Consider the following 11497-nt stretch of genomic DNA (forward strand, 5'->3'; position numbering starts at 1 on the left):
CCGGGGCCGCGGAGACGGTCAGTCCTCCGAGGTCGCGTGGTCCGGGGTCGCGTGGTCCGTACGGTCCGGCAGGTAGCTCGCCAGGCCGCGCAGGATGATCTGCAGGCCGATGTCGAACCGCTCGTCGGACGAGTCCGTCACCATGAAGCCGGACAGGGCACGCAGGTGCGGGAAATCGGCCTCGGGCAGAGTGGCGAAGTAGTTCTGCATCTCGTCGGCCATCTCGCGCCAGTCGGGCCGGCCCAGGGAGGAGGCGTCGCCGCCCTGCCGGGCGGCGCGGTCCCGCCACATGCCCTCCTCCAGGACGAACCCGTCGATGTACGTGGAGATGAGGTCGCCCGCCTCCGCCGCGATGCGGTCGGGCAGGCCCGCCGTGCGGAATATGGCGAGCAACCCCTCGACGTGCGGGAGCAGTTCGGCGGTGAAGGGGACGTGGGCCATGGAGATCCGGGCCATGTCGCGATGGGACAGCAGGCGTTGTCGGCCGGCCCGCGCGTAGTCCAGCAACTGCTCCTGCCACCGGTCCGGATCCGCTGCGGGCATCTCGAAGCCGTCGAAGAGACGTGTGTACATCAGCTCCAGGAGGTCGTCCTTGGAGTTGACGTGGGCGTAGAGGGCGGAGACGGTCACACCCAGTTCCGCGGCCACCTGGCGCATCGACAGTCCGTCGAGTCCCTGCCGGTCCAGCACGGTGAAGGCCGCCTCGACGACGCGGTCGCGGGACAGCGGTGTGCGCGCGGGAGCGGTGTGGGTCCGGGAGGGGCGCTCCCGCTCCCACGGAGACGGCGGTGGGGTTGCTGGGCTGTCGGCTGCCGCGTCTGTCATGCGGCCAGTCTAGGCACACGAGAGAACAGTGTTCTCCGCCGCGGGGGACGATGCTCTCGACCCGGCGAACGCGATATATCTTGTGTTGGCGACCGATTACGCTATATCTTAATGAACAGTGTTCTCACAGAGAGCACCGTTCTGCTACGGTGAACACCGTTCATTTAGTCGCCCATCCCTCCTGCGAGGAGTTCCGATGACCACCACCGGTGTCGCGTCCGCGGAGACGCCCACCGATTCACCCGCCCCCTACCGGTGGCGCTGGGCTGCGCTCTTCGTGATCCTCGCGGCCGAGGTGATGGACCTCCTCGACGCCGTCGTCACGAACATCGCCGGGCCCTCCATGCGTGCCGACCTCGGCGGCGGGGCCTCCACCCTGCAGTGGCTCGCTGCCGCGTACACGCTGTCGATGGCCGTCGGGCTCGTCACCGGAGGGCGGCTCGGGGACATCCACGGACGCCGCACGATGTTCCTGGTGGGCGCCGCCGGCTTCACCGTGGGCTCGCTGCTGTGCGCGGTGTCCGTGTCACCCGAGATACTGATAGGCGCCCGCGTCGTCCAGGGCCTGTTCGGCGCGGTGATGCTGCCTCAGGGCCTCGGCATGATCAAGGAGATGTTCCCGCCCAAGGAGTCGCAGAAGGCCTTCGGCATGTTCGGTCCGGTCATGGGACTGTCCGCGGTGTGCGGGCCGATTTTGGCGGGCTGGCTCGTGGACGCCGACTACTTCGGCACCGGCTGGCGGATGATCTTTCTGATCAACCTGCCGCTGGGTGCCGCGGCCTTCCTCGGCGCGGTGCGTTACCTGCCCCGGAGCCGCTCCGAGAGCAAGCCCCGCCTCGACATCCCCGGCATGCTCCTGGTCTCGCTGGCCGCGCTGCTCATCATCTTCCCGCTGGTCCAGGGCCGCGAGTACGACTGGCCCGTGTGGGCGTTCGTGATGATGGGCGCCTCCGTCGTCGTCTTCGCGGCCTTCGCCAGGTACGAATCGCACCGCAGCAGCGCCGGCCTCGACCCGCTGGTCGTCCCGAGCCTCTTCCGCAAGCGCGGGTTCAGCGGCGGCATGGTCCTCGGACTCGTCTTCTTCTCGACCATGCAGGGCTTCATGCTGGTCTTCAACCTCTACACCCAGATAGGTCTCGGCTATTCGCCGCTCAAGGCCGGTCTGGTCATGGTGCCCTGGTCCGGCGGCATGATCGTCGGGTTCGGTATCGCGCAGGGCGTCGCACGGTTCGGACGTGCCGTCCTTCAGGCGGGCACCGTCGTCATGGCGGCCGGCGTGTTCGGTGTGTGGCTGACCCTCGACATGGTGGGCAGCGGCGTCGGGCCCTGGCAGCTGCTGCCGTCCCTGCTCGTCACCGGCATCGGCATGGGCCTGCTCATGGCTCCGTTCTTCGACATCGTGCTGGCCAGTGTCGAGCAGCACGAGACGGGTTCGGCGTCCGGCACGATGACCGCGATGCAGCAGCTCGGAGGCGCCTTCGGCGTGGCCATCCTCGGCACCGTGTTCTTCGGCCTGCTGGGCGGCGGGATCGCCACCGCCGTCGACCACCGCTCGGACGGTCTGCGCGGGCAGCTGGCCGCCGCCCACGTCGCGCCCGCCGCACAGGATCGTGTCGTGGCGGACCTGCGCGAGTGCGCCTCGGACCGCGCCGTGGCCAAGGACCCCGCCGCCACCCCGGCGTCCTGCACGCGCCTGGAGAAGGACACGCGGTCCGCCGTGACCTCGCCCGAGGCCGGCGCCCGGATACCCGCGGCCCTGCAGACCACCGCGACCTCGGCCTTCGAGGGCGGTTTCGGATCGGTCATGAAGACGGTGCTGTGGATCGTCGACGCCATGCTCGCGCTGACCTTCCTCCTCTCCTTCCTCCTGCCGCGCCAGGCACGCCCCGAGGAGTCCGGCGGACACTGACGCCGACGGCCCTGGCGAACGGGACGACCGGGCACCTTCTTCCTCAGGCTGCCCGGTCGTCCTGCGGCTCGGCGGTCCACCGACCGGGCCGGAGTTCCGCCTGAGCGTCGGTCAGTTCGTTCGCGCGGTCGATCTCCGACATGGGCTCCTCGGCCCAGTCCCTGACGGCGGCGAGCACGGTGTCGAGGGACAGTCCGAGTCCGGTGAGCCGGTGTTCACGCCGGGCGGCACGGTGGGCTCCACCCTGCGTGCGACCAAGCCGTCCCGCACCAGGTTATGCAGGGTCACGGACGGCATCTTCTGCGGGACGCCGGGCATCCGGCGCAGCAGCTCGGCGAAGCGCACCTCCCCGGGCGCAGCCTCGGCCAGCCCTTCACCGCCATCGACGTCCATTTCGTACCGATGCGGTCGAGCAGTCGACGGATCGGGCACGCGGGATCGAACAGGTCGCCGCGCGGGGCGGTCGCGTCCTTGGGGCCTGGGAGGTCACCTGAGGCTCACCAACTGACGGGAAAGCGCCCCCTGTTGGAACTTACGGTAGTTACCCAAGGGCTGTCCCGTAACTGCTGGTCACCGGTGAGATGGTCTTGCTGTGTCTGGTGTGATCACGGCGTCGGAGCCTTCATGGATAGCCCCGTTCAGCGGGTTGAGCCCGCGCCAGTTCGGCAAGCTGATCACCGCGCTGAGGCGCGAGGTGCGGATCCGGTGCGCAAGGGCCGGCCCTGGAGCCTGCCGCTGGAGGACCGCGTGCTCCTGGTCGCCGCCTACTGGCGGACGAACCTGACCCTGCGCCAACTGGCCCCGCCGTTCGGGGTGTCCAAGTCTGCGGCAGACCGCATCGTCGACCACCTCGGACCGTCGCTCGCGCTCCAGCCTCGCAAACGGTTCCGCAAGGACACCGTGCTCATCGTGGACGGCACCCTGGTCCCCACCCGCGACCACCAAGTGGCCGAGCAGTCGAAGAACTACCGCTACTCCACCAACCACCAGGTCGTCATCAACGCCGACACCCGTCTCGTCGTCGCCGTCAGCCGGCCCCTGCCCGGCAACCGCAACGACTGCAAGGCGTGGGAGATGTCCGGCGCGAAAGCCGCCGTCGGCAACACCATGGTCATCGCCGACGGCGGCTACCGCGGCACCGGCCTCGTCATCCCGCACCGCCGCGAGAAAGGCCGGACCGAACTCCCGGACTGGAAGGAGGAACACAACGCCTCCCACCGCAAAGTCCGCGCCCGCGTCGAGCACGCCTTCGCCCGCATGAAGACCTGAAAGATCCTCCGCGACTGCCGCCTGAAGGGCGAAGGCGTCCACCACGCCATGCTCGGCATCGCCCGCCCCCACAACCTCACCCTGGCCGGACGATCACGAAGCGACGCTGGTCAACCAGCATGTCGTAGATCATTTACGGAACAGCACTTAGCCACCCATGTGACGGAAAACCTGTGCTTCCACTGCTATAACTACGACAGCGATTTGGACGTCATCGCGGCGGACACGACCGAGGTGGAATCCTGGCTCCAAGATCGGGAGGAGACTGCCCGACAACCGAGGGACACTCTCCTTCGGATGGCGAGCTCGAACTCTTGGGACATGTTGAAACGCTTCAGGTTGGGGTCTGGTGCAGGTTCAGGTGACAGGTTCGGTCACGCGGCCTGGAGGGCCGGTGTGGTCATGACGGTCTCGAATTCGACGGGTGTCAGCCGGCCGAGTGCGGCTTGTCGGCGGCGCCGGTGATAGGTCCGCTCGATCCAGGACACGATCGCGATCCGCAGTTCCTCGCGGGTGGCCCAGCTCCGGCGGTCGAGGACGTTCTTTTGCAGCAGGCTGAAGAAGGACTTTATGGCCGCGTTGTCGCCGGCTGCCCCGACCCTCCCTATCGATCCGACCATGCGGTGCCGGTCGAGGGCCCGGACGAACTTCCGGGACCGGAACTGCGAGCCGCGATCGCTGTGCAGGATGCACCCGTCGACGTGTTCACGTCGGGCCACGGCGTTGTCGAGGGCGGTCACGGCCAGGCGGGACTTCATCCGCGCGTCGATGGAGTAGCCCACGATCCTGTTGCTGAACACATCCTTGATCGCGCAGAGGTACAGCTTGCCTTCGCCGGTGGCGTGTTCGGTGATGTCGGCGAGCCACAGCCGGTTCGGGCCGGTCGCGGTGAAGTTGCGGCTCACCCGGGTCGTCGCGGTGAGCGTCGAACAGTGCGTTCGCGCGATACGACTCCTCCAGTACGGCGTCGGCCACCGGCTTGTCGAGCCAGCGGTAGTAGGGCTGTCTGGCGAGCTTGAGCACCCGGCACGTGACCGTGACGGGCACCCCGTCCACGGCCAGCTCCTTCACGAGCGGGTAGATCCTTTTCCCGGCAGATGCGCCTGCGACAGATAGGCCGCGGCCCGGCGCAGGACCTGGTTCTCCTGCTCCAGCAGCTTGATCCGCCGACGCGCTTCCCGCAGTTCGGCGCTCTCCTGGCTGGTCACCCCGGGCTTGGACCCGTCATCGATGTCCGCCCGGCGGTATCCACTTCCACAACGTCATCGGGTGAACCCCGAAATCGGTGGCCACCTGCTCGACCGTGACACCCGGGCCGCGGTTCCTCGCGACTCGCACGACGTCCTGGCGGAACTCTTCCGGATAGGGCTTGGGCACAGCGACATCCTTCCCACCCGTCCCTCAGGGCAGGCCAGTTCAGATGTCACCCGATCGTGCAGCAGACCCGTCGCTGGTCAGAAAGGTGTGACGCCGCGTAGTTGGCAAGAGTGGCGCAGGATCTTTGGAAACCCGGGATCACAGACTGTGATCTGTTTTTCCGAGGATGGTGCTGACGTCGTCCGGCGGAAGGTCACCCCAGGCCGTGCCGCTGTCCGAGCTCGTCCGCGTCGCCGGCACCCGCTGGTGCATCGAAGATTGCTTTCAGGCGGCCAAGGGCCAGGTCGGCCTGGACCACTACCAGGTCCGCAACTGGACCACCTGGTATTGGCACGTCACCCTGGCCATGGTCGCTCTCGCATTCCTGGCCGTCGCCGTCGACGACGCATGGCCGACCAGACCTGCGGACTCGGACCGCCCGGCCCGAAGCGGCGAGCCGGTTGACCTGACCGTCCCGGAGGTCCGCCGCTTGACCGGCGCACTGTTCAGTCGAACTGGCGCAGAAACCACCAAGCCTCAATGGGTCGCAGCCACTACTGGCAGCGACTCTCCGTCCCCTCAAGCACGTAGATCGCGAAGTCGCGCTGGAGCAGCAGGTGCTGGGGTGATCCAGGCCGTGTCTTTTGGATCACCTTGTCCGTTGTGCTTGCGAGCTGTGCTGAGCGGAGGGAACGCACTGTTCGTGCAGGGTGGCGGTTTCTCACCGGTGCGGGCGGCATCCGGTGCTGGGCCTGCTCGAAAGGCCCATGCGAACAAGGGAACCGTACATGTCACTGCTGCCTCCCATCGGCGAGGAGATCCCGTGCAACATGCTCGCGATCGACACCCCACTCAAGATCCGGACCTCATCGATCACCACGGACTTCAGGGGCGGCATCAAGCACCGCGTCGTCGACAACCCCGACGACCCCGCCAATAGCGTGCGCATGATGACGGTCCGCTTCAAGATCAGCGCGGAGCTGCCCGACCCCAATGGGGACGGGGGCGGGGGGAGCATCACGATCGAGCAGAACGATGTCGATGTCGAACCGAAGAGTCTGCTGCGGGTGACTCAGGACTCCCCGCCGAAGTTCGAACACATCATGGTCCTGGACTTCACCATGACCATCGACGGCGGAGACGGTAGGCCGCTGATCCTGGCGACAGAGGACCCGGCGACGCTCATCGGCGAGCTCACCCAGTACCCGCCGAAGGGCGACCTGTACCAGCTGCAGAATCCGGTCGATCTTATCGATGTGGAGGACCCTGACACCGCTGTTGCGACGCTCCACAAGCTCCCTGTCAAGATCAACGGACTCTAGACTAAGGTGAAGTGTTCCGGATCACTTGTCCGTCCTAGCTGACCGCGCAGGAGATGCTGTCCCGGATTCCGCCGTCGCATGATCACGATGGGTTCGCGGAACCGGCGGCTGAGCGACGCGAGCCGAAGGCGTGCGCGGTAGCGGGCGGCCAGCCTGCCGCAACCGGTGGCCACGCACCATGGTGCGGATTCGGTGCTGACGCGGGGGGGGTGCGAAGACGGCCGCCCACCGACCGATCCTTGAGATTCGGTCGGCGCTCTGGTTGAACCGTTCAGGCACAGCAGGCCGGCACTGTGCCGGGGGCCCGAGTCGTGCCGCGTACACCCGGTGAGTACTGCGGGTGACGGTCGTAGGAGCTGGTCGTTAGGCAGGCCACATCCTCGCCGTGGCGGCCGTGAGCGGCGCCCTGCTGGCGGCCACCGCGCCGGCGTACGCCGATACCGACATCCTCGACCTGATCGACGCCAAGCGCGTCCCGGTTTCTGCTCTCTCGGAGGGCAACACCAGCGCGAACAACACCGAAGTCGCCGGTGTCGGGTAGACCGGCGTCGGCAGCGACGATGGCGACTTTCGTTCGTAGCGGCGGGGTCTGGGCGGTCGACTGCCCTGCGGGTCGCAGAACGCGCGGCGGCGTCGACCGTCGCATCACACGGTCTGAACGGAGTCGGCAGAGAACCTGCACCGGCAGAAGCCCAGCAGATGCGCGATGCGGGGCACGTCATATCCGGAATCCAGGGCGGCCAGGGGCCCCCACAACACAAGGAGCGCGATGCAGCTACACGTCAAAACCATGACGGCGACCGTCACTCTCGAAGTCGGATCCGGCGAAGCCATCGAGAATATTAAATCCAGGCTCCAGGACGAGGCAGGTGTCCCTCCGGCACAGCAGCGCCTGCTTTATGGGGGGAAGCGGCTGGAGGACGGCCACTTTCTGGACGACTACGACGTCCCGTCCGGCGGCACCATTGAAATGGTGCTCAACGCGCGCGGGTGAAGGCTGACTGGGGAAGAAACCCCCGTTGGCTTGCCGCCCGTCGTCCGTCCGCCTTGGTGTGGGTGGCGAGGTGACTGGGGAGAGCCACCAGCTCGCGGAGGCCGCCGCGATCAGCGGCGGGCGCAGCCCGGCTGCCCAGACGTGGGCGCCGGCGCCCGAACGCAACTCCGGCTGGGGCGTCGGTCGTCGCCGGTAAAACTCCAGGCGCCGTATTCTACGCCCGCCAGCGTGCCGGACCCGAGCCGGCTTGTCGGACAGCGGGCAGCACGGCAGCGGCGTGCGCGCTGCTGCGCCGTATGGCGATGGTCTCGTTGGGTCGTCACCCGGCCGCCGGGCGTCTGTCGGCGCGCGCCGCCTCCCTCGATCGTGTACCGATAGCGCACGCTGACGCACAGGGTGTGCTCATCGCGGGAGGATCGGGCGTTGGGGTCCTGCGGCTGGCCGGGGCCGGAATTGCAAGGCTGGGAGTCGCGTATGTCTGTGTCCACTGACGCGTTCGGGATTTCGCAGGAGGAGCGGCTGGGGCGGCTGCGTTAGCAGCTGCAGGGGCGGCAGGTGGGGCTGCGCCCGTCGGCGCGGAAGGTGCCGGCCCGGGGGACGGGGTTGCTGTACGGGGTGATGCTGCGGGGGGCGGCGCGTGTGGAGGCGGGCCTGGAGCTGACGGACCTGGAGGAGCAGATGGTGTCGCTCCTGCGGGTGGTGGCGTCGGAGGAGGAGGTGCGCGAGTTCGGGAGGGTGTTCCGGGAGGAGCAGGCGCTGGGTGCCTCGTCGTTGTTCCCGGCGGCGTTGTCGCAGCGGGGGCTGGAGGAGGGATACGCGCTGGCGGACCTGGCCGGGGACCTGCCTGGTGTGCGGGAGGAGAGGAGGTGATGGCGCAGCCGAACCTGAGCCTGGTCGACCTCGACCGCGTGCCCGAGGGTGCGGGGCTGGACAGCCCGGAGTTTATGGAGGGCCTGGGCGCGTACGGGCACGGGGTGACGGTGGTGACATCGTCCGACCACCGCGCCGAGGCGCAGTCGGAGGCTCCGCTGACAAACGTGACGATCGAGCTGGACCGCATGAGGTGCTATCACCAATCCGGTGAGATCGGCCACAACGAGCTGTACTGGGCGCTGGCCGCGACCTCCGACACCGACGTCAAGCAGAACTCGATCAGCCGTGTGTACGGGGGTATCAGCACCGGCGATGGGCAGCCGCCGCGAGTCCCGCGCCTGGTTCGCCACCGCCGCCCGGGCCGCCGCCGAATCCGGCGATCCCCAGCTGCACGCCTGGGTCCTCGCCCGCGAGGTGATGGTCCCTCTCAACTACGGCGCCCCGAAGGCAGCGGCCGGCCTCGCCGAACAGGCCCCCCGCGTCGCCGGTACCCGGCCGACCGCCGCGGCGACACTGGCGGCCGCGGTCGCCGCCCGCGCCTACGCCCTCAACCACCAGCCTGAGCAGGCCCGCGCCGCACTCAAGGCCGCCGACGCCCTCATGGGCCGGCTCTCCGAGGGCGAGCGGTCGGACACGTGGCTGACGTACGGCGAGCAGAAGCACCGCGTCCATCTCAGCCACGCGTTCACCACGCTCGGGGACACCCGCCTCGCCCACGTCAGCCAGGAGCACGCCCGAGAGCAGTCCGCGCCGACCAGCACCGTGACGCACACTCTGCTGAACATCGACGCGGCGGCCCGCTCTCATCACGACGGCGACACCGAGCAGGCGTGCCGTCGTACGGTCGCCGCCCTGACAGCGCTGCCCGCGGACTATTGCACCGGCCTGGTCCGCGGCCGGGCCCTGGACCTGTACGAGGCGATCCCGCCCAGCACCACCACGAGCACGCTGTACGGGAACTACGCGACGTCGTGGCCGACTGAGAACGACGGCTTCCACAGCGGGCGGGCCAGGCCGGTCCGCCGCAGTGACAGCAGTCGCCCTCCCCGGGCCCGCTCGATCGGTGCGGCTGTCGGTTATCCGATGGTGTAGGGGAGGAACTGGACGGAGGAGGCCACGTCGTTGAAGCCGTTGCCCCGGTTGAAGCTGATGGACTCGCCGGGCAGGAGTGTCACGGGCACTCCCTTGAAGTCGTATTCCGGGTAGATCCGGACGAGGAAGCGGCTGTTGTTGACGGCGGAGCTGGTGACATCGTTGAAGTTGTAGTCGTTCAGGTGGGTGATGTCCTCGGTGGTTCGCAGGATGCGGGCGTTTGTGGGGGCGTTGTAGTCCCAGTTGTCGTAGAGGCAGACGTAGTTGCGGGTGCATGCGTCGCGGCCCTGGCCTCGGATGATCGAGGCGTCGGCGGAGGCGGGTGCGGCTGCCGTCAGCATGGTGGCGGTGGTGAGCGCGATGCTTGCCGCGAGGCGGACTGGAGTCTGCATGGTCAGCGTCATCCTGCTTTCCGGTAGTGGAGGGGGCCGCGGGGCCGACGGCAGCACTGATGCGGGGCGTACGCGAGGGAGCAACGCGGCCCGCGTACGTTCCGGCGAAGCGGCAGAGCCATCGACACCTGCGACCCGCCAAGTCATAACCAGCATTCCGGTGACGGGAAGTAGCGGCAATACTACTATTGGTAGCCATCGATGAATTGAGACATCGTCAAGCCGACGCGGTCGCCAGCTCTACGCCCCCCTCACGCCCCCTTGCTCGGCCCCCCGCCGCCGGTAGTCCCCACGGCAGCATGACCACCGAACGGGAGCAAAGCCGTCTCCCATCACCGTTCGTCACCTCGTGCGCAAGCGCCCGGCAGCGCGACCGACCGGCCTCAACCAGCGGGCCCGCATGAGTGGCGGGAAAGTGATCGCCCGATCGGATGGTTGGCGCGTTGAGGCGTGTCACGAGGGTGGAGCGGGACAGGTTGCGGACGTCCTATTCGTCCTTTACGAAGGAGCACATTATGCGTGTACGCCGATCCATGGCAGTGGCCGCCAGTAGGGCTGCCGCCTGCCCGGGCCGCCGGCGGTGGCGCCGTACGGCTGTCGCTGCGGCCGCGGTATGTGCCGCGCTGGGTGGCGTGCTGGGCACTGCGACATCCGCAGCGGCTGAGGCGTCCGGCGGCACCGGAGAGGTCCGCAACGCCAGCACCGGCCGGCACATCGGAACATACGGCAACTACGGTCAGGTGCTCGCTGCGTTCACCGATGCGAACTGGACGGGCTCGTCCGACAGGAGCTGGACCTTCACTCCGCGCGAGCACGGCAGGTACTACAGCATCCAGAGCACCACCAAGGGAACCTGCTGGACCCGCAGCCCGAGGCCGGCAGCCGGTGGCGACTGGGAACGATACGGCCCATGGGTTGTCACCCTGGCGCCGTGCAGCCCGAACGCCACGAACCAGCAGTTCCAGCTGTGGTCGGCGCCCGTCTGGGCGCCGCGCGGGACGGTCTCCATCCACCCCCGGGACGACATCTCCACCGTCCTGAGGCAGACCAGCAGCCCGCTCGGTGACGGCGGTACCTGGAACGCACTGAGCCTGGAGAACCCCCAGCACACCAACGACGAGCTCTGGACAGTACCCGTCACCCCCAACGTTTGGTGATCCCCTACACCTCCGGCACGTCCTGCGGCATCGAGGCAACGGCGAGTCCAGCCGTGACAGGTATGCGCCGCCCCTCATCAGAGGCGTCAGCAGAGCGGCAGCAAGGCCCATGACCGACCAGCCCACGTAACCACGTCGACATCGCCCACGACAGCGCCGGACGCTGGCGGCTGGCCCGGTGCTGGTTGGGCCCATGGTCGGGGCGGGCGCGCCGGGCGCTGGCCGGTTGGTTGGTGGGTGGTCCAGCGGCGGCCGGACAGCGCACGCCAGGGCCCGGCAGCGGGCGGCGAAGGCACGGCGAGACGGCA

The 11497-nt window shown here is 68.2% G+C and carries 9 protein-coding genes and 4 pseudogenes; 9 read left to right on the top strand and 4 right to left on the bottom strand.

What is annotated here, in order from left to right:
- Positions 1–18: 18 nt before the first annotated feature.
- A complete protein-coding gene (locus tag ACF1BE_RS26275; protein ID WP_392201487.1) occupies positions 19–825 on the bottom strand; it encodes a TetR/AcrR family transcriptional regulator in 807 nt (268 codons plus the stop codon).
- A 196-nt stretch (positions 826–1021) separates the two neighbouring features.
- Between ACF1BE_RS26275 and ACF1BE_RS26280 the strand changes: the two genes are divergently transcribed.
- Positions 1022–2734: an MFS transporter gene (locus ACF1BE_RS26280; protein WP_392201488.1), complete on the top strand. Its 1713-nt coding sequence runs from the start codon at positions 1022–1024 to the stop codon at positions 2732–2734.
- 43 nt (positions 2735–2777) lie between these two features.
- Here the strand turns inward: ACF1BE_RS26280 and ACF1BE_RS26285 are convergent.
- Positions 2778–3180 (bottom strand): annotated as a pseudogene (locus ACF1BE_RS26285) (winged helix-turn-helix transcriptional regulator).
- Between the two features lie 146 nt (positions 3181–3326).
- Between ACF1BE_RS26285 and ACF1BE_RS26290 the strand changes: the two are divergent.
- Positions 3327–4093, top strand: a pseudogene (locus tag ACF1BE_RS26290) (transposase); the annotation flags it as partial.
- Positions 4094–4377: 284 nt separating this feature from the next.
- Here ACF1BE_RS26290 and ACF1BE_RS26295 read toward each other — a convergent pair.
- A pseudogene (locus ACF1BE_RS26295) lies at positions 4378–5380 on the bottom strand (IS3 family transposase).
- A gap of 211 nt (positions 5381–5591) precedes the next feature.
- On the opposite strand from ACF1BE_RS26295, the pseudogene ACF1BE_RS26300 reads away from it, so the two are divergent.
- The 6 genes and pseudogenes from ACF1BE_RS26300 to ACF1BE_RS26325 all read left to right on the top strand — a co-directional run.
- Positions 5592–5753: pseudogene (locus ACF1BE_RS26300) on the top strand (IS701 family transposase); the annotation flags it as partial.
- A 394-nt stretch (positions 5754–6147) separates the two neighbouring features.
- Positions 6148–6681 (top strand): hypothetical protein, encoded by a 534-nt coding sequence (locus ACF1BE_RS26305; RefSeq protein WP_392201583.1) that lies wholly within the window; start codon positions 6148–6150, stop codon positions 6679–6681.
- Between the two features lie 394 nt (positions 6682–7075).
- Positions 7076–7222, top strand: coding sequence for a hypothetical protein (locus ACF1BE_RS26310; protein ID WP_392201489.1), 147 nt, complete (start codon positions 7076–7078; stop codon positions 7220–7222).
- A 228-nt stretch (positions 7223–7450) separates the two neighbouring features.
- Positions 7451–7675 (top strand): ubiquitin-like protein, encoded by a 225-nt coding sequence (locus ACF1BE_RS26315; protein ID WP_392201490.1) that lies wholly within the window; start codon positions 7451–7453, stop codon positions 7673–7675.
- A 555-nt stretch (positions 7676–8230) separates the two neighbouring features.
- Entirely contained in the window at positions 8231–8545 is a 315-nt protein-coding gene (locus ACF1BE_RS26320; protein ID WP_392201491.1) for a hypothetical protein, read from the top strand.
- 315 nt (positions 8546–8860) lie between these two features.
- Positions 8861–9640 carry a hypothetical protein gene (locus ACF1BE_RS26325; RefSeq protein ID WP_392201492.1) on the top strand — a complete coding sequence of 260 codons (780 nt, stop codon included), beginning with the start codon at positions 8861–8863 and terminating at the stop codon, positions 9638–9640.
- On the opposite strand, the gene ACF1BE_RS26330 is transcribed toward ACF1BE_RS26325, so the two are convergent.
- Positions 9625–10032 (bottom strand): peptidase inhibitor family I36 protein, encoded by a 408-nt coding sequence (locus tag ACF1BE_RS26330; protein ID WP_392201493.1) that lies wholly within the window; start codon positions 10030–10032, stop codon positions 9625–9627. The two genes, ACF1BE_RS26325 and ACF1BE_RS26330, sit on opposite strands and share 16 nt — an antisense overlap.
- A gap of 632 nt (positions 10033–10664) precedes the next feature.
- Here ACF1BE_RS26330 and ACF1BE_RS26335 point away from each other — a divergent pair.
- Complete coding sequence (locus tag ACF1BE_RS26335; RefSeq protein WP_392201494.1) at positions 10665–11189, top strand: RICIN domain-containing protein; 525 nt, start codon at positions 10665–10667, stop codon at positions 11187–11189.
- The last annotated feature ends 308 nt before the right edge of the window (positions 11190–11497 follow it).

This window comes from Streptomyces sp. NPDC014991, assembly GCF_043080665.1.
Classification (GTDB): domain Bacteria; phylum Actinomycetota; class Actinomycetes; order Streptomycetales; family Streptomycetaceae; genus Streptomyces.

Bases quoted from the DNA above. Each gene is read 5' to 3' on its own strand.
- ACF1BE_RS26325 (WP_392201492.1), top strand. From the start codon at position 8,861: ATGGGCAGCCGCCGCGAGTCCCGCGCCTGGTTCGCCACCGCCGCCCGG.
- ACF1BE_RS26315 (WP_392201490.1), top strand. From the start codon at position 7,451: ATGCAGCTACACGTCAAAACCATGACGGCGACCGTCACTCTCGAAGTC.
- ACF1BE_RS26275 (WP_392201487.1), bottom strand. From the start codon at position 825: ATGACAGACGCGGCAGCCGACAGCCCAGCAACCCCACCGCCGTCTCCG.
- ACF1BE_RS26330 (WP_392201493.1), bottom strand. From the start codon at position 10,032: ATGCAGACTCCAGTCCGCCTCGCGGCAAGCATCGCGCTCACCACCGCC.
- ACF1BE_RS26305 (WP_392201583.1), top strand. From the start codon at position 6,148: ATGTCACTGCTGCCTCCCATCGGCGAGGAGATCCCGTGCAACATGCTC.
- ACF1BE_RS26280 (WP_392201488.1), top strand. From the start codon at position 1,022: ATGACCACCACCGGTGTCGCGTCCGCGGAGACGCCCACCGATTCACCC.